Source organism: Phyllobacterium chamaecytisi, from assembly GCF_020164455.1.
GTDB classification, from domain to species: Bacteria; Pseudomonadota; Alphaproteobacteria; order Rhizobiales; family Rhizobiaceae; genus Phyllobacterium; species Phyllobacterium chamaecytisi.
Window position 1 is genome coordinate 30610 of record NZ_JAIQWW010000018.1, and the last position, 16709, is coordinate 47318.

Annotated in this window: 15 protein-coding genes and 1 pseudogene; 8 read left to right on the forward strand and 8 right to left on the reverse strand. The window is 58.2% G+C overall.

All coding sequences use genetic code 11. The features are described 5' to 3' along the window. The first annotated feature begins 3 nt into the window (after window positions 1-3). From LB462_RS23375 to LB462_RS23385, 3 genes are all read left to right on the forward strand, one after another. Window positions 4-1218 carry an NADP-dependent isocitrate dehydrogenase gene (locus LB462_RS23375; protein WP_224512971.1) on the forward strand — a complete coding sequence of 405 codons (1215 nt, stop codon included), beginning with the start codon at window positions 4-6 and terminating at the stop codon, window positions 1216-1218. Window positions 1219-1358: 140 nt separating this feature from the next. After that, on the forward strand, window positions 1359-2588 hold the full coding sequence (locus LB462_RS23380) for an aminotransferase-like domain-containing protein (RefSeq protein WP_224512973.1): 1230 nt from the start codon (window positions 1359-1361) through the stop codon (window positions 2586-2588). A 97-nt stretch (window positions 2589-2685) separates the two neighbouring features. Beyond that, window positions 2686-3000, forward strand: coding sequence for a YciI family protein (locus LB462_RS23385; protein ID WP_162701883.1), 315 nt, complete (start codon window positions 2686-2688; stop codon window positions 2998-3000). A 1-nt stretch (window position 3001) separates the two neighbouring features. On the opposite strand, the gene LB462_RS23390 is transcribed toward LB462_RS23385, so the two are convergent. The 3 genes from LB462_RS23390 to recA form a co-directional block, all read right to left on the reverse strand. Continuing rightward, complete coding sequence (locus LB462_RS23390; protein WP_224512976.1) at window positions 3002-3616, reverse strand: hypothetical protein; 615 nt, start codon at window positions 3614-3616, stop codon at window positions 3002-3004. A gap of 231 nt (window positions 3617-3847) precedes the next feature. Beyond that, window positions 3848-6505: an alanine--tRNA ligase gene (gene alaS, locus LB462_RS23395; protein ID WP_224512979.1), complete on the reverse strand. Its 2658-nt coding sequence runs from the start codon at window positions 6503-6505 to the stop codon at window positions 3848-3850. 277 nt (window positions 6506-6782) lie between these two features. Continuing rightward, a complete protein-coding gene (gene recA / locus LB462_RS23400; RefSeq protein ID WP_114428850.1) occupies window positions 6783-7877 on the reverse strand; it encodes a recombinase RecA in 1095 nt (364 codons plus the stop codon). A gap of 318 nt (window positions 7878-8195) precedes the next feature. Here recA and LB462_RS23405 point away from each other — a divergent pair, with 318 nt between their 5' ends. Together LB462_RS23405 and LB462_RS23410 are read left to right on the forward strand one after the other, a co-directional pair. Next, window positions 8196-9146 carry a carbohydrate kinase family protein gene (locus tag LB462_RS23405; protein ID WP_224512980.1) on the forward strand — a complete coding sequence of 317 codons (951 nt, stop codon included), beginning with the start codon at window positions 8196-8198 and terminating at the stop codon, window positions 9144-9146. Window positions 9147-9166: 20 nt separating this feature from the next. Continuing rightward, window positions 9167-10093 carry a pseudouridine-5'-phosphate glycosidase gene (locus LB462_RS23410; protein ID WP_304610452.1) on the forward strand — a complete coding sequence of 309 codons (927 nt, stop codon included), beginning with the start codon at window positions 9167-9169 and terminating at the stop codon, window positions 10091-10093. Here LB462_RS23410 and LB462_RS23415 read toward each other — a convergent pair. Then, a complete protein-coding gene (locus LB462_RS23415; RefSeq protein WP_112528411.1) occupies window positions 10083-10745 on the reverse strand; it encodes a YiaD family glycine zipper/OmpA-like lipoprotein in 663 nt (220 codons plus the stop codon). The two genes, LB462_RS23410 and LB462_RS23415, sit on opposite strands and share 11 nt — an antisense overlap. 304 nt (window positions 10746-11049) lie before the next feature. Between LB462_RS23415 and LB462_RS23420 the strand changes: the two genes are divergently transcribed. Further along, a complete protein-coding gene (locus LB462_RS23420) occupies window positions 11050-12255 on the forward strand; it encodes an HPP family protein (protein ID WP_224512984.1) in 1206 nt (401 codons plus the stop codon). Between the two features lie 35 nt (window positions 12256-12290). Here the strand turns inward: LB462_RS23420 and LB462_RS23425 are convergent, their stop codons facing one another. The 3 genes from LB462_RS23425 to LB462_RS23435 form a co-directional block, all read right to left on the reverse strand. Continuing rightward, window positions 12291-12950 (reverse strand): VOC family protein, encoded by a 660-nt coding sequence (locus tag LB462_RS23425; RefSeq protein ID WP_224512987.1) that lies wholly within the window; start codon window positions 12948-12950, stop codon window positions 12291-12293. A 65-nt stretch (window positions 12951-13015) separates the two neighbouring features. After that, window positions 13016-14320, reverse strand: a complete 1305-nt coding sequence (locus LB462_RS23430) for an epoxide hydrolase family protein (protein ID WP_224512990.1) — start codon at window positions 14318-14320, stop codon at window positions 13016-13018. A 262-nt stretch (window positions 14321-14582) separates the two neighbouring features. After that, window positions 14583-14981: a RidA family protein gene (locus LB462_RS23435; RefSeq protein ID WP_224512992.1), complete on the reverse strand. Its 399-nt coding sequence runs from the start codon at window positions 14979-14981 to the stop codon at window positions 14583-14585. Window positions 14982-15178: 197 nt separating this feature from the next. On the opposite strand from LB462_RS23435, the pseudogene LB462_RS23440 reads away from it, so the two are divergent. Beyond that, window positions 15179-15289, forward strand: a pseudogene (locus LB462_RS23440) (TetR/AcrR family transcriptional regulator); the annotation flags it as partial. An 86-nt stretch (window positions 15290-15375) separates the two neighbouring features. Then, on the forward strand, window positions 15376-16392 hold the full coding sequence (locus LB462_RS23445; RefSeq protein ID WP_370637275.1) for a Bug family tripartite tricarboxylate transporter substrate binding protein: 1017 nt from the start codon (window positions 15376-15378) through the stop codon (window positions 16390-16392). A gap of 71 nt (window positions 16393-16463) precedes the next feature. On the opposite strand, the gene LB462_RS31260 is transcribed toward LB462_RS23445, so the two are convergent. After that, a complete protein-coding gene (locus LB462_RS31260; RefSeq protein WP_255627376.1) occupies window positions 16464-16595 on the reverse strand; it encodes a hypothetical protein in 132 nt (43 codons plus the stop codon). Between the last annotated feature and the right edge of the window lie 114 nt (window positions 16596-16709).

Sequence of the window (16709 nt, forward strand, 5' to 3'; positions counted from 1 at the left end):
TCCATGGCAAAGATCAAGGTTGCAAATCCGGTCGTCGAGCTTGATGGCGACGAGATGACTCGCATCATCTGGCAATATATCAAGGAAAAGCTGATCCATCCCTACCTCGATATCGACCTGAAATATTATGACCTCGGGATCGAGCATCGCGATGCGACCAACGATCAGGTGACAATCGATGCAGCCAACGCGATCAAGCAATATGGCGTCGGCGTCAAATGCGCCACGATCACACCGGACGAGCAGCGCGTTGAGGAATTCGGCCTGAAGAAGATGTGGAAGTCGCCGAACGGCACGATCCGCAATATTCTCGGCGGCGTCATCTTCCGCGAGCCGATCATTGCCAAGAACGTCCCTCGCCTTGTTCCAGGCTGGACGCAGCCGATCATCGTCGGCCGTCATGCTTTCGGCGACCAGTACCGCGCCACCGATTTCAAGTTCCCCGGCAAGGGCAAGCTGTCGATCAAGTTTGTCGGCGACGATGGCGAGACGATCGAGCACGAAGTCTACGACGCACCAGGCGCCGGCGTTGCGATGGCCATGTACAATCTGGACGATTCGATCCGCGACTTTGCCCGCGCCTCGTTGAACTATGCCCACAATCGCGGCGTTCCCTGCTATCTCTCGACCAAGAACACCATCCTCAAGGCCTATGACGGCCGCTTCAAGGATATTTTCCAGGAAGTGTTCGACGCCGAATTCAAGGACAAGTTCGCGGCCAAGAAGATCACCTATGAACATCGCCTGATCGATGACATGGTCGCGTCGGCGCTGAAGTGGTCCGGTGGCTATGTCTGGGCCTGCAAGAACTATGACGGCGACGTGCAGTCCGACATCGTGGCGCAGGGCTTTGGCTCGCTCGGCCTGATGACCTCGGTGCTGATGACGCCGGATGGCCAGACCGTCGAAGCTGAGGCTGCGCACGGCACAGTGACCCGCCACTATCGCCAGCACCAGAAGGGTGAAGAGACCTCGACCAACTCCATCGCCTCGATCTTCGCCTGGACGCGCGGACTTGCGCACCGTGCCAAGCTCGACGGCAATGCGGAACTCGAGCGCTTCAGTCATACGCTGGAAAAAGTCTGCGTGGATACGGTTGAATCCGGCTACATGACCAAGGATCTCGCCCTGCTCATCGGCCCGGACCAGCCCTGGCTGTCGACCACTGGCTTCCTCGACAAGATCAACGAAAACCTGTCGAAAGCCATGGCTGCCTGATCCGGCACCTCATGCAACAAAAAGGCCCCGGTTCGCCGGGGCTTTTTATATTGTCAAATTGAAAACCCAAATATACGACAGCATTGTTGACATAATCTCCAATTTGCGGTCGAGTGCCTTTGCACGATGGGAGGATTGAAATGAGCGACTGGGATGCCCGGTATTCGGCACGCACCGGCAAGATGCGCGCTTCGGAAGTTCGTGAGCTGTTGAAGCTGCTTGACCAGCCGGACATCATATCGTTCGCCGGCGGCATTCCCGACCCGGCGCTCTTTCCAAAAGATGCGATCAAGGACGCCTACAGCGCCGTCCTCAGTGAGAATGCGGATGCAGCGCTGCAATATTCAGTCAGCGAAGGCTACAAGCCGCTGCGGCAATGGCTGGTGCAATACATGGCGTCGCTCGGTGTTGCCTGCACGATAGACAACATCATCATCACCACCGGATCGCAGCAAGCGCTCGACTATCTCGGCAAGCTGTTCATTTCGCCGGGTGACACAATCCTCACCACATGGCCGACCTATCTCGGCGCGCTGCAGGCGTTCAATGCCTATGAGCCGCACTATGATCGCCTGATCCCCGAGGGCGGCAACATGACGCCTGACGCCTACCGGGCCAATGCGCGGGCGGCGGGAGGCCAGGTGAAACTCGCATATCTCACCAGCGATTTTTCCAACCCGACCGGCGAAACCATCGGCCGCAGCGATCGCATGAAGCTGGTCGAGCTGGCGCATGAACTCGATATTCCGCTGATTGAGGATGCCGCCTATCGCGCCCTGCGCTACGAGGGAGAGAATGCGCCGTCACTGCTGGCACTGGATATCGAGCGCGAAGGCCATATCGACCGGACACGCGTTCTCTATTCCGGCAGCTTCTCGAAAACGCTGACGCCCGGTTTGCGTGTTGGCTGGATCTGCGCTGCACACCCGGTCATCAGCAAGCTGGTCCTGATCAAGCAGGCGGCGGACCTGCACAGCCCCACCATCAACCAGATGGTCATTCACCACGTGGCGGAGCGCCATTTCGATGCGCAGGTGGAAAAAGCCAGAAAGCATTACCGCCAACGGCGCGATCACATGCTCAACGCCTTGGCACGATACATGCCGGACGGCGTCACATGGACAAAGCCGGAGGGAGGCATGTTCGTCTGGATGACGCTGCCGGACCATATGGATGGTGCGGCGCTGCTCGCCCGTTCGATCGAGCAGATTCGCGTCGCTTTCGTGCCGGGCGCGGCTTTTCATGCCGATGGCACCGGCAGGAACACGATAAGGCTGAACTTCTCCCTGCCAGACGCCGAAGCGATCGATACGGGCATGCAGCGGCTTGGCGGACTGATCAGAAGCGAAATGGATCAGGTACGGAAATAGCCACCGCAAAGCGGCAAATATTTACTGGATCGCAAGTCCCATGTTCCTGCGGTATGATGGAGTGTCACAGCGCCATCGAACCAGGGGGACTGAAACGATGACCACGCAGCATTTCTTTTTCCGCTTGATCCCGCCGCGCCCGACCTTCGCCGACGATATGGACGACGACGAACAGGAATTGATGCGCCAGCATGTGACTTATGTCGGCGAATATTTCGAAGAGGGAACCGTTCTCGCCTATGGCCCGGTGCAGGACCCGGACGGCTGGTTCGGCATCGCTCTCCTCGAAGTCGTGGATCACAATCAAGCAGTACAATTTGCCGAGAACGACCCGACGGTGATGGCGGGACTGAACAGCTACAGCATCGCGCCGATGCATATTGCAGCGGCACGCGGCTTTCGCGCGGGATGATCTAGCTAGCCGGCTCCGTTTCATCCGGCGCTATGGATTCAGGATTCTGCTCGGCTGGGTCATGCCCAGGCATGTTGCCACTCGTCGCGTCGAGCTTGGCTTGAAGGCCTAATACCTCGCTGAACGCGCGTGCTGGAATGTGACCGGTAACGTCTCCGGACCGGCCGCGCAATTCAAACTCGAAACCGTTCACGGCGGCGGAGTTGAAATCGGAATCACTCATGAAGACCGCACCAAGTTCTGTTGCAGAACATCCGCGGCATCCCCTTCTGACATTTCCACCTTTGACGAAGCGATACTTCTTACCAAAGCTCCACGCTTCGTAGGCACCTATCTTATCGTCGCTGCGGTATACAGTGGTAAATCCGTAAGCGGAGCTGGACGTGATGAAGGTTCGTACAATCAACTGGCCCGTACTGGACCAGATACTGTGGGACGAGCCATAAGCCACATTGCTGCCCGTGTGAACGGAGCTTTCTATGTGCGCCGGACGGCTGCCAACACAAGACGTGAGACCAATTACAATCAATGCCAGACTTAGTAATCGCTGCACGATTTCTCCTGTGCGAAATGAAAAGACGGAGTCCGAATGCATTTCTGTCAGGCGCGGATTCACGACGGCTGTTTGCCAGCACGCCAAACGCAGGTCGATTCAAGACAGAACTCAAGGCAGGAAAAAAGAAATTGCTAAAATCGCAAAAGTAACGTTCGAACACTTTTGCATATGGAAAACGAGATTCGCAAGTCTTGATGACTAATCAATAAGTCTGAAATACCAATAAATGTCCAATAGCACCTTGGGATAGATTCCAGCCGCACAATACACGCGGCTGGTGCCTGTGATGAACTATCCAGCCAAAGCTTCGCGCACGGCAGACACGGCTTCCTCGGCCCTGGAGCCATCCGGACCACCGGCCTGTGCCATATCCGGACGGCCGCCACCGCCTGCCCCGCCGAGTGTAGCGGAGGCAATGCGGACGAGATCGACGGCACTGAACTTGCCAACGAGATCATCGGTAACGCCGACGACTGCGCTTGCCTTGCCATCGTCCGACACGCCAATGAAGGTGACAACGCCGGAGCCGACGGTCTTCTTTGCATCGTCGGCAAGCGGCTTCAGATCACGCGGATTGACGCCGCTGACCACTTTGCCGATGAAACCGACGCCATTGACCGTTTCGGACTGTGCACCGCCCGAAGCCGGGCCGGCCAAAGCCAGCTGTTTGCGCGCTTCGGTCAATTCGCGTTCAAGTTTGCGGCGCTCATCCATCAGCGCCGAGACACGCGACAACGCATCGGAGGGTGTAGATTTAAGCACGCCGGCGATTGCCTTGACGCGTTCGTCCTGCTCTTCGAGATAGCGGCGGGCGGCCTCGCCGGTCAAGGCTTCGAGGCGGCGGACGCCCGCGGCAACTGCCCCTTCGGAAACAATGCGGATCAGACCGATATCGCCCGTGGCGCGCACATGCGTACCTCCGCAAAGCTCGGTCGAATAGCTTTTGCCGGTCTTGTCGCCGTGCAGCGCGGTACCCATGGAGACCACACGCACCTCATCGCCATATTTTTCACCGAACAGCGCCATGGCACCCTCGGCAATGGCGTCGTCCACGGCCATCAAACGCGTGGTGACCGGCGCATTCTGCAAGACGATCTCATTGGCAAGATCCTCGATGACGGCAAGCTCCTTGTCCGAAATCGGCTTCGGATGCGAAAAGTCGAAACGCAGCCGGTCGGGCGCGACGAGCGAACCCTTTTGCGCGACGTGGGTGCCAAGCGTTTCACGCAGCGCCTCATGCAACAGATGCGTTGCCGAATGGTTGGAGCGGATGCGCGTACGGCGCGCATGATCCACCGTGAGCTCAACCGGCGCGTCCAGTTTCACCGTACCCTTGGTCACGGTGCCGATATGAACGAAAACGCCGTCGTTTTTCTTCTGCGTGTCGGTGATGGTCACCAGGAAGCCATCACCCGAGATGGTGCCGGTATCGCCCTGCTGGCCGCCGGATTCGCCATAGAACGGCGTCTGGTTGACGACGATGGACACCGCGTCGCCCTCGCTGGCACTATCGACAAGCGCCCCGTTCTGCACCAGCGCGGTGATCACGCCTTCCGCCTTCTCAGTCTCATAACCGAGAAACTCTGTCGCCCCGACCTTGTCGCGAACCGCGAACCATACGGTTTCCGTTGCCGCGTCGCCCGAACCGGACCAGTGGGCGCGGGCCTCGGCCTTCTGCCGCTCCATGGCAGCAGAAAAGCCTTCCGTATCGACGGAAATGCCCCGCTGGCGCAGCGCATCCTGTGTCAGGTCGAGCGGGAAGCCAAAGGTATCATAGAGCTTGAATGCCGTTTCGCCGTCGAGGCTGTCGCCATCGCTTAAAGACTCCGTTGCTTCGCCAAGCAGGCCAAGGCCGCGTTCGAGCGTCTTGCGGAAGCGGGTCTCTTCGAGCTTCAGCGTCTCGGAGATCAACGATTCCGCGCGGATGAGCTCGGGATAGGCCTGGCCCATCTCGCGAACCAGCGCCGGAAGCAGGCGGTACATCAACGGCTCCCTGGCGCCAAGCAGCTGCGCGTGACGCATGGCGCGGCGCATGATGCGGCGCAGCACATAGCCGCGGCCTTCATTGGAAGGCAGCACGCCATCGGCAATGAGGAAGCTCGACGAACGCAGATGATCGGCGATGACGCGGTGGCTGGCGCGGAATGGACCCTCCGCCTTGACGCCGGTTGCTTCTTCCGAAGCGTGGATCAGCGTCTGGAACAGATCGATATCGTAATTGTCGTGCTTGCCCTGCAAAACCGCGGCAAGGCGCTCCAGCCCCATGCCGGTGTCGATCGACGGACGCGGCAGATCGATGCGCTGCTCCTTCGTCACCTGTTCGAATTGCATGAAGACCAGATTCCAGATCTCGATGAAACGGTCGCCATCCTCATCGGCGCTGCCGGGAGGACCGCCCCAGATACCCGCACCATGATCATAGAAGATTTCCGAGCACGGACCGCAAGGACCGGTATCGCCCATCGCCCAGAAATTATCGCTGGTGGCGATGCGGATAATGCGCTCTTCCGGGAGACCGGCGATCTTCTTCCAAAGGTCAAAAGCCGCGTCGTCCGTGTGATAGACGGTGACGGTGAGCTTGTCTGCCGGAAGGCCGAACTCTTTGGTGATCAGGTTCCAGGCAAGCGAGATTGCCTCTTCCTTGAAGTAATCACCAAAGGAGAAATTGCCGAGCATCTCGAAAAAGGTGTGATGGCGGGCGGTATAGCCGACATTGTCGAGGTCATTGTGCTTGCCGCCAGCGCGAACGCACTTCTGCGAGGTGGTGGCGCGGCTATAAGGACGCTGCTCCAGGCCGGTGAAAACATTCTTGAACTGGACCATACCCGCGTTGGTGAACATCAGCGTCGGATCATTGCGCGGAACAAGCGGGCTCGACGCCACGATCTCATGGCCATTCTTCTTGAAATAGTTCAGAAATGTCGACCGGATCTCGTTGACGCCACTCATCTTATTGCCTTCTGACCTGCTATTGTCCGAAACGGAATTGGCCCCTTCCTATGATAAAGGGGCAGAACGCACCGCTTGTAGCGATAGGGCCGCGACCTGTCCAGAAAATCTGGGTGAAAGGATGTTTCGCAACAACGCCAAGCTCACCATGAGGGAGGCAAGCCGTTTGGCACCAGCTCGGGAGCAACTTAATATGGGTTGGCATCGCAAAAAAACAAACCCGCAGCCAGCGCCTGGATGCGGGTTTGTCGTCACAGTAAGCGGATAATCGGGCAGATCAACCTTCGGCAGCGTCCGGGCTCTCGTCATCTTCGACATCGTCAGGACCCTTGTCGAGCATCTGCTCGGCGATGAGACCGGCATTCTGGCGCAGCACCAACTCGATCTCGTTCGCAATTTCCGGATTTTCCTTGAGGAAGAGTTTGGCATTGTCGCGGCCTTGGCCGAGACGCTGCGAATTGTAGGAGAACCAGGAACCGGATTTCTCCACGATACCGGCCTTGACGCCAAGATCGACCAGTTCGCCCGTCTTGGAAACGCCTTCGCCATACATGATGTCGAATTCAACCTGCTTGAAGGGTGGAGCCAGCTTGTTCTTGACCACCTTGACGCGGGTCTGGTTGCCGACAACCTCATCGCGCTCCTTCAGCGAACCGATGCGGCGGATATCGAGACGAACGGACGCATAGAATTTCAGCGCATTGCCGCCTGTCGTGGTCTCGGGCGAGCCGAACATGACGCCGATCTTCATGCGGATCTGGTTGATGAAGATGACCATGCAGTTGGAGCGGGAAATGGAGGCGGTGAGCTTGCGCAGCGCCTGACTCATCAGGCGGGCCTGCAGACCCGGCAGACTGTCACCCATCTCGCCTTCGATTTCAGCACGGGGTGTCAGCGCGGCGACCGAGTCGACGACCAGAACATCAATCGCGCCGGAGCGCACCAGTGTATCGGTGATCTCCAGAGCCTGTTCGCCGGTATCCGGCTGCGAAATCAGGAGGTTTTCCAGATCGACGCCAAGCTTGCGGGCATAGACAGGATCAAGTGCGTGCTCGGCATCGACAAAGGCGCAAATGCCGCCCTTCTTCTGGGCTTCGGCAATCGTATGCAGGGCAAGGGTCGTCTTGCCGGAGCTTTCCGGCCCATAGATTTCGACGATGCGGCCTTTCGGCAATCCGCCGACGCCAAGGGCAATATCGAGCGACAGCGAGCCGGTAGAAACCGTTTCAATTTCAACCACCTGCTCATTGCGTCCAAGCCGCATGATCGAGCCCTTACCAAAGGCCCTCTCGATCTGGGACAATGCCGCATCCAGCGCTTTCGTTTTATCCACCGAATTACCCTCAACCAACCGCAATGAATTTTGAGCCATGTTACACTACCCCTGTGTTGTGCATGAAGTCCGGAATGTTCCTGTATCTGAATTTATTTGTATCTGTTTTGTTCTTATTTGGCAACAGGTATAAGCTATTGCAAAACAACAATAATCAAAAAATGTTCGCAAAATGTTCTCGTCGGGGCGTGACGTTCTGTCCACATCTCTCGGCGTGCCTTCGCCGCGCCTTTGACTGAACCAAGGCTCGCCCTTTCGAATCGCTGTTATGATTGCACCGCGGCCTTCGGCGTTCTAGAGAGGAGCGCGGGCGTCCGTGCCCACAACTTCAAGTTTTATCCGGATACACAATCAACCATGATCCAAGTCACCAAGCCGTTGCTCTTCGCTGTCGGCGGCGCTCATCTCGACCGGCGCGGCCAGAGCCTCGTGCCGTTCGTGCCCGGTGCATCCAACCCTGGAATCATGCGCGAGGAGCCGGGCGGCGGCGTTTTCAATGCGCTGCGCCTCGCGGTTCAGCGCGGGATCGCCGCCGAAATTCTCTCGGTGCGCGGCGGTGACCGGATCGGGGAAATGGTTGCCGCAGCCATCGAATCGGCGGGCATTCGCGACGGTTCGGTGGTCTTCATGGACCGCGCGACGCCGAGCTATACGGCCATCCTCGACGAGCAAGGCGATGTGGTCGCGGGCATCGCGGATATGGGACTTTATGAGCTCGCCCTGCCGCGGCAATTGCGCCGGCGCAAGGTGCGCGATTCGATCGCCATGGCCGATGCGGTGTTCTGCGATGCCAATCTCCCCTCGGATGCGCTGCAGCGGTTGGCAAGCCTTACCGGCGAGCGGCCACTTTTTGCACTGGCGATTTCGCCGGCTAAGGTGTCTCGTCTGGAACCGATCTTCAGCAACCTCACCTGCCTGTTCATGAACCGCCGCGAAGCGCTGGCACTGACCGGGCTCGGTTCCGAAGCCGGACTGAAGGACATCTATGAGGCGTTGCACGCTGGTGGCCTCAAGGGCGCTGTGATCAGCAATGGCGGTGAGGCCGCCCTCGCCTTTTCCGGCAGCGATGTGTTCACTATCCGCCCGCCCGCCGTCGATGAAATCGCCGATGTCACCGGCGCTGGCGATGCGCTGGCGGGCGGGACTATCGCCGCGCTGATGCGGGGGCTCGCCTTTGATGAAGCCTTGCGCGAGGGACTGGCAGCGTCGATGCTGACATTAAAAGTCCACTCCGCCAGCGCGCGGTTCACACGGCAGGAATTCGACACGGCACTTGCGCAGATACCGGCTGCAGTTGCTCTCGCATAGACCCAAAAAGGAAGATGACAATGACCAAAGTTTTGAACCCATTCATGGATATTGCCCCCGCGGTTCAAGACGCGCTTGCAGCGGGCAAACCCGTCGTTGCCCTCGAAAGCACCATCATCACCCATGGGATGCCCTATCCGGACAACAGCCGCATGGCGGCCGACGTCGAAGCCATCATCATTGCGGAAGGCGCGGTTCCGGCCACCATCGCCATCGTCGACGGGCGTTTGAAGATCGGGCTTTCCGCGAAAGAGCGCGAGGCGCTGGCGCAGGTCAAGGGCGCGATGAAACTCTCGCGCGCGGATCTGGCGTTTGCGCTATCGGAAGGGCGTACCGGGGGAACCACGGTTGCCGCGACGATGCTCGCCGCCCACCTCGCCGGCATCAAGGTTTTCGCCACCGGCGGCATTGGCGGCGTGCACAAGGGCGCCGAGCAGAGTTTCGATATTTCCGCTGATCTGGAAGAACTCGGCCGGACGCCGGTCATCGTCGTTTCAGCGGGCGCCAAGGCGATTCTCGATATCGAGAAAACGCTGGAAGTGCTTGAAACAAAAGGCGTACCTGTCGTCGTCTACGGCGCGGACGTGCTGCCTGCATTCTGGTCGCGGCAGTCGCAGATCAAGGCACCATTGCGGCTGGATACTGCCGATGCCATTGCAAAGTTTCAGGCTGCGCGGGATGCCATCGGCGTTGTCGGCGGCATGCTGATCGCCAATCCCATCCCCGAGGCCAGTGAAATCCCTGCGGAAATCATGGGCGGGTACATTAGAGAAGCGATTGCCCGCGCCACAAAAAAAGGCGTCACCGGCAAGACAGTGACGCCGTTTCTTCTCTCGGAACTTCTCGACATCACCAAAGGTGAGAGCCTTAAAGCGAACATTGCTCTCGTCGAGAACAATGCGCGCCTTGCCGCAAAGATCGCGGTATCGCTAACCGCTACTCGGTAAGCGGCGAAATCTGGATCTCGACGCGGCGGTTCTGTGCGCGACCGGCTTCGGTGGCGTTGGTCGCGACGGGCTGCGTCGGGCCATAGCCTTGAACGTCGAAGCGGCGGTTGTCGATGCCCTGCTGGGTCAGATAATTGGCAACGGACAGAGCGCGGCGTTCCGACAGCAGCTGGTTATGCTGCAGGCTGCCAGTGGAATCCGTGTGGCCGGCGACATCGACGATGGTGCGGTCGAACTTGCGCAGCACGATAGCGACAGAACCTAGCGTGGAGAAGAATTCCGGCTTCACCTGATCCTGATCTGTGTTGAAGGTGATGTTGGACGGCATGTTGAGGATGATCCGGTCGCCATTACGGGTCACCGAGACGCCGGTGCCCTGCAACTGTGCGCGCAGTTCCGATTCCTGCCGATCCATGTAATTGCCGATCGCGCCACCGCTGAGCGCGCCGATACCCGCGCCGATCAAGGCCGCATTGCGCCCGGACTTGCCGCCGCCGCCAATCGCCAGACCCGTTAACGCGCCGACAGCTGTGCCGATCATGGCACCACCGGCCGTGTTCGACATTTTCTGCTGGCCCGTATAGGGGTCGGTCGTGGTGCAGCCCGCAAGAAAGGTCGCGGCAAGGCAGCCGATGGCAAATCTTTTTATCATGGAATCAAGTCCCCGGTTGGATGTGGCAGGGAATATACGAGTGATTCGGGCAAAAGAAGGGTAAAGAAGGCGGCGAGCGGAGGCCCGATTGAAATTCGTCTGGCCCCTTCTAAAATCGGCCATTCAGCCACCGGATTGATTTGCCTCATATATCAGCTAGAGACGAAATTTTGTTCTGCGATTGGTCCGTAAGGAGGACGTTTATTCGTTGCCTAAAATATGAGCTAACTGCTAGTGATTTAGGCAAACACCCAGGCGTCAAGCGACGCCTTTCTCGGCCAATCCAACAGACGGATAGTTCACCATGCCTTGGAGCACCCTCAAGCGCTTCATCCCTGCGGTTGCGCCGATCAGCAAGCATGAGCGCTTCAGAGCATGCATTGGTGCACTTGTCGGCATCATGGTGACAGGCACTGTCAGTAAACTTGCGCTGGGTCCAGAGGTTAACCTTCCCCTGCTGATTGCTCCCATGGGCGCATCGGCAGTGTTGCTCTTTGCCGCACCAACAAGTCCGCTGGCGCAGCCATGGTCGATACTCGGCGGCAACATGCTGTCCGCGTTTGTCGGCGTTTCCTTCGCGCTTCTGGTGCCGGATCCGATCATTGCGTCGGCATTGGCCGTTTCGGTGGCCATTGGGCTGATGCTGGCGCTCGGTTGTCTGCATCCCCCAAGCGGGGCAGTTGCATTGACAGCGGTGCTGGGCGGTCCCGTGTTGCAGGCGGAAGGATATGGCTTCGTCTTCTGGCCTGTCGGGCTCAATTCGCTGCTGTTGCTGGCGTCAGCGCTGGTTTTCAACAATCTGGCGGGGCGGCGTTATCCCCATCTTGCGCCAGCTCCTCAACTCAACATCCACGATACGGCAGACTTGCCCCCGACGGCTCGCCTGGGATTTGTCCCCAGCGATCTGCAGGACGTGCTGGCCCAGTATGACGAGATCGTCAATGTCAGCCCGGACGAGCTCGATGCGTTGCTGCATCGTGCGCAGATCCGCGCCTATGAAAGGCGATCCGGCGAGATCACCTGCGGGCAGATCATGTCGAAGGATGTCGCGACCGTGCGCCCCGAGACAGCTTTGCGCGATGCCTGGAAGCTCCTCATCAATCACCGCGTCAAGGCGCTTCCGGTTACCTCACCGGATGGCGAACTGGCGGGTATCATCACCCAGACAGACTTCATGCGGGCATCGCTTTTGGCAGATGATGGCCGCCTCCATCTTGGCTGGCGTGTCCGTGTCGGCAACCGGTTCCGATTGGCGCGTCAATCCAAGCACACGGTGGCCGACATAATGACACGACGGGTCCAGTCGGCCTTGCCGGAAACCATGATCGCCAAGCTCGTGCCGCCAATGGCCGACATGGGCCTGCATCACATGCCTGTGGTCGATGCAAACAACCGTGTCGTTGGCATCGTCACACAATCAGACTTGATTGCAGCTCTGTTTCAGGAAAGGCAGACCGGCTCCGCAGAAATCCGGGCCGCAAAGCCGGAGAATGACGATCGAGCCGCTTAGCTCGATCATCACTGGCTCGGATTTGTCGTAGCTGCTCAAGTTGGCAGTGGTTCGCCCGACTGTTCCTTGACCATGTACTCCGCATACCAGTCAGGCCAGCCCTCATCATATTCACCACCAGACCGTTTCTCGTGCTCACCATGCGCGGCCCCTGCACGGCGTAGGGCGGCCGCGAGCTCTTTCGACGAGGTGAAGATCGTATCGGTCGCGTCCACGCGCCCGGGCAACCGCGCCGTAACCTCCTGGAACAGCCAGCCATTCCCATCGGGATCGCTGAACGACGCGAATGAGCGATAGGTGCCACGCTCGGGATGTAGACCGCCAGTCCGGACTCGTCCAAACAGATAGGGCTCGTCCGGACCCGTATAAACGTCACCGGCAGGGTGAAACGCGTCGCTGACCTTCACGCCCCGTCCGATAAGCTCCTTGCGGGCAGCCTCGATGTCGGAAACGATCAGGTAAAGCCCCTGAGCGGAGCCCGGGGCGGCAGCGGTGACATTCTTGCCGAAGATGATGGAGCAGCCGGAACCCGGCGGCGTAAACTGCATTACGCGAAAATCGGTGCCGGCAAAATCGGCGTCCAGCCTCCAGCCGAGGTTGGCGTAGAATTCCTTCGAGCGGTCGGGGTCCGAAACGGGGATGACGACAATCTCGAGTTTCATATCGGCCGTTCGCGTTTGATTTGTCTCAGTCATGGCATGGTCCTCCTCGATGCCTGTTGAAAGGATGGTGCGCAATTCGCGCAGTGCTTTTTATAAATCTACTGGCGCAGTGGCTTGAAAGCCGCCCTAAGGTCGGCAGTGATGTACGCCGGCTGTTCCCACGCCGCGAAGTGCCCGCCTTTGTCATGCTTGGCGTAAAAGATGAGCTTCGGATACGCCTTTTCGGCCCAGCTTCGCGGAGCCTGGTAAAGCTCGTCGGGAAAAGCGCTTACGGCCACCGGTATGGTGAGGTGCTTGGGGGCGAAAAAGGGAAGCTTGCTTTCCCAATAAAGACGGGCCGAAGAGACTGCTGTGTTCGTCAACCAGTAGAGCGTGATGTTGTCGACGATGTCCTCTCGTGTCAGGCCCTCGGGTACACCGTCAAAGACGCGTGCGATGAGTGCGTAACTCGCCGCGTCGTGGTCAAGCATCCAGGCGGCGAGACCGACGGGCGAGTCCTCGATCGCGTATAGTGTCTGTGGGCGGTTACCCATCTCCTGGGCGTAAGCCAGGCCGTGTTTGTAGAAAAAGTCGAGCTGCTCGTAGGCATGTTTCTCGTCGGCAGATAGGCCCGGCGGCGGTGGGCCGCCGGAACTCAGTGCCTGTGCAATATCGTCGGGCACTGTGGCGGGCATGTTGGTGTGGATGCCGAGTAAGCCCGGAGGCGTCTGCACGGCCATCTGCTCCGTGACGGCATTTCCCCAATCGCCGCCCTGTGCAACATAGCGGTCGTAGCCGAGGCGCTTCATCAACACGATCCAGGCGCTTGCGATGCGGACAGGATCCCAGCCGGTAACGGTGGGAACTCCTGAAAAACCGTAGCCCGGCAGCGATGGGATCACGACGTCGAACGAGTCTTCGACTGCCCCGCCGTTTGCCGTTGGATCGGTGAGTGGTTCGATGACCTTCAACTGCTCGATAATCGAGCCCGGCCAACCATGCGTGATAATCACCGGGAGCGCATTGGGGTTCTTGGAACGAACGTGGATGAAGTGAATGTCCACCCCGTCGATGTTTGTCTTGAATTGCGGCAAGGCGTTGAGCTTCGCCTCCATCTTGCGCCAGTCATAATCAGTCGCCCAATACTTTGCGAGTTTCTGCAGCGTCGCGCACTGCACGCCCTGCGATGCATCCGTGACAATTTCCTTGCTCGGCCATTTCGTTGCAGCAACGCGCCTGCGCAGATCGGCAAGTTGCTCGTCCGAAAAGTGTATGCTGAACGGGCGGATTTCTTCAGTTGCGGCGGCCCGCACCGGGGAAGCTGAAATAAGGCCCGCGGCACCTGTGCCGATAGCTGACATGGCGAGCAATGAACCGCCCGTCAGCAAGATGTCACGCCTGCTCGGATCTGGATTTTCTGCCATTGTCGTCCTCCATTGGTCAGGCCAAAAACAGAGGACATGGTCCTGTGGGGACAATACGAGAACGTTACGCCCGTAGCATCTCGTGTGCTCTGTGGATGTGGTCCTGCGAAAGCACGCCGTGATGGTGACAACCGGACTGAGCGGCGTGAGCGGACAATGATCGGTTCGGATATGGTCAGGGGCAAGTACGTAACGGTAACATCAGGCCATTGCGTGATGACGGCCGCCAACCGGCCGTCATCGTGTGGCATAGGCGAGTCGATCAGATTGACTGAGGAATGCGCGCTATTACCTTGATTTCAAAATCGAAGCCGGCCAGCCAGTTCACGCCCACCGCGGTCCAGTTCGGGTAGGGTTGCTCACCGATTGCCTTCATGCGAACTGTGTTGACTGCCTCAAACTGCGTGGCAGGGTCCGTGTGGAAAGTGGTTACGTCGACCACGTCGTCGAACGTGCAACCAGCAGCCTTCAGCACGGCTGCGAGATTGTCGAAGGCAAGTTGCACCTGTTTTTCGAAGACCGGTTCTGGCGAGCCGTCCTCGCGGCTGCCAACCTGCCCCGAGACGAACAGAAGGTCGCCCGAGCGGATCGCCGCCGAATATCGATTGATCTCATAGAGTGCCTGCCGACCGGCAGGGAAAATGGCATCGCGTTTTGTCATTGGTTGTTCCTGTTAGAATTAAGGCGGGGATGGATGAGCCGTTCGCGCCGGTTTCAAAGCCCTTGCGCTTTACTGTCCGGAGCGACCATTGATATACGTCCCGTATGTAGCCATATATCTGCATACGCTCCGTATGTCAACTGGCATACGACGCGTATGTATTTTTCAGGAGATGATAGTGGTCGCGAGACGACGTGCTGAATGCGTCGCTTTGGATTGCCGCGGCTGATGATCCTCGCATTGTCTTTGCAAAGGCTGTCGAGGCTTTCGGGCATCTCGCTGCCGGTTTGCTGCAAAAAGAGCGCTGAGGCAAAATCCTGGTCTGGACATGGATTCTGAAATACCGTCCTATAGCTCATTGAGTTTATGGTCCGATCGAGAATGTCTTCTCGAGATGGCCATTCCACATCATGTGAACTTACCGGGAGGGTATACTGTGGCATTGAATAGACGCGTTGTTTTAGCCTTGGCGATTGGTTCGGCGATCGCATCGGCATTACCGGCTTCAGCACAAACATTCCCGGATCGCGCGGTCACACTCGTGGTGCCTTTTGCGGCTGGTGGTTCGACCGACCTCGTTGCCCGTCTCGTCGCAGCGAACATGTCAAAGACACTTGGACAGCAAGTAATCGTTAATAATGTTGGTGGTGCCGGCGGAAACCTCGGAGCTGCCCAGGTGGCCAGAGCGGACCCTGATGGCTACACGATCCTCATGGGAACGGTTGCAACCCATGCGCTTAACCCACTGATGCTGAAAGCGAAACCCTACGATCCTGTCGCTGATTTTGCGCCGATTTCGCTTCTGGTATTGGTACCCAATGTCCTGGTTATCAATCCGCAGCTGCCAGTTAATAACGTCAAGGAGCTCGTTCAACTGCTCAAGGACAACCCCGACAAGTATTCTTATGCTTCGTCCGGAAACGGCACTCCGCTGCATTTATCCGGCGAACTTTTCAAAAGCATGGCCGGGGTCTCCATGGAACATATCCCATACAAGGGTGCGGGACCGGCCTTGAACGATCTTCTTGGCAATCAGGTTTCGATCATGTTCGACAATTTGCCCTCTTCTTCGGCACACATAAAGGCCGGATCCCTGAAAGCTCTCGGTGTCACGACGAAGGATCGGGCTCCTTCCTTCCCCGATGTACCAACAGTCGCGGAGGCCGTGCCGGGCTATGAGACATATACCTGGAATGCATTGTTTGCACCCGCCGGGACCCCACCCGAGGTTGTGGCTCGCCTCAACGAAGCCGCCAATACCGCGCTGAAAGATCCTGCCGTCGTTTCGCGCATGAAAGATTTCAGTGCCACGATTGTCGGTTCAACGCCAGACGAGCTTGCGACACACGTCAAAGCAGAAATCCAGAAATGGGAGCCTGTCGTAAAGAGCACGGGCGTGACAATGGATTGATACGGCGTGGAGATGCTGGAGCGGGGGGAAAGTACCCCTCCGTTCAAACATGGCCCATAAGCCGGCTCAGACTAGCGCGCTGCCAACATCAACACCACAAGACCAATACCAACAGACATCATCGCACCGAAATACAAAGTCAGCGATAAGGTCTGTGCCCTGACTGCGGCGGCAAGATCGGACTTTGTAGCCGGTTCATCCATGATGAAATCCTTAGAGGCTTGGTTGGGCCAGTCGTGACTCTCACAATTATTTCAACAATTTCAATTCGACTTTTGACTCATTTTCGGAAGTTCGTTCAAAATATTTGAGCCTCG

Excerpts from the sequence above, each read along its gene's own strand:
- LB462_RS23375 (WP_224512971.1), top strand. The coding sequence starts at position 4 with ATGGCAAAGATCAAGGTTGCAAATCCGGTCGTCGAGCTTGATGGCGAC.
- LB462_RS23415 (WP_112528411.1), bottom strand. The coding sequence starts at position 10,745 with ATGATAAAAAGATTTGCCATCGGCTGCCTTGCCGCGACCTTTCTTGCG.
- LB462_RS23425 (WP_224512987.1), bottom strand. The coding sequence starts at position 12,950 with ATGACTGAGACAAATCAAACGCGAACGGCCGATATGAAACTCGAGATT.
- LB462_RS23410 (WP_304610452.1), top strand. The coding sequence starts at position 9,167 with ATGACCAAAGTTTTGAACCCATTCATGGATATTGCCCCCGCGGTTCAA.
- LB462_RS23420 (WP_224512984.1), top strand. The coding sequence starts at position 11,050 with ATGCCTTGGAGCACCCTCAAGCGCTTCATCCCTGCGGTTGCGCCGATC.
- LB462_RS31260 (WP_255627376.1), bottom strand. The coding sequence starts at position 16,595 with ATGGATGAACCGGCTACAAAGTCCGATCTTGCCGCCGCAGTCAGGGCA.
- LB462_RS23430 (WP_224512990.1), bottom strand. The coding sequence starts at position 14,320 with ATGGCAGAAAATCCAGATCCGAGCAGGCGTGACATCTTGCTGACGGGC.
- LB462_RS23435 (WP_224512992.1), bottom strand. The coding sequence starts at position 14,981 with ATGACAAAACGCGATGCCATTTTCCCTGCCGGTCGGCAGGCACTCTAT.
- alaS (WP_224512979.1), bottom strand. The coding sequence starts at position 6,505 with ATGAGTGGCGTCAACGAGATCCGGTCGACATTTCTGAACTATTTCAAG.
- LB462_RS23445 (WP_370637275.1), top strand. The coding sequence starts at position 15,376 with ATGGCCATTCCACATCATGTGAACTTACCGGGAGGGTATACTGTGGCA.
- LB462_RS23405 (WP_224512980.1), top strand. The coding sequence starts at position 8,196 with ATGATCCAAGTCACCAAGCCGTTGCTCTTCGCTGTCGGCGGCGCTCAT.
- LB462_RS23380 (WP_224512973.1), top strand. The coding sequence starts at position 1,359 with ATGAGCGACTGGGATGCCCGGTATTCGGCACGCACCGGCAAGATGCGC.
- LB462_RS23385 (WP_162701883.1), top strand. The coding sequence starts at position 2,686 with ATGACCACGCAGCATTTCTTTTTCCGCTTGATCCCGCCGCGCCCGACC.
- recA (WP_114428850.1), bottom strand. The coding sequence starts at position 7,877 with ATGGCTCAAAATTCATTGCGGTTGGTTGAGGGTAATTCGGTGGATAAA.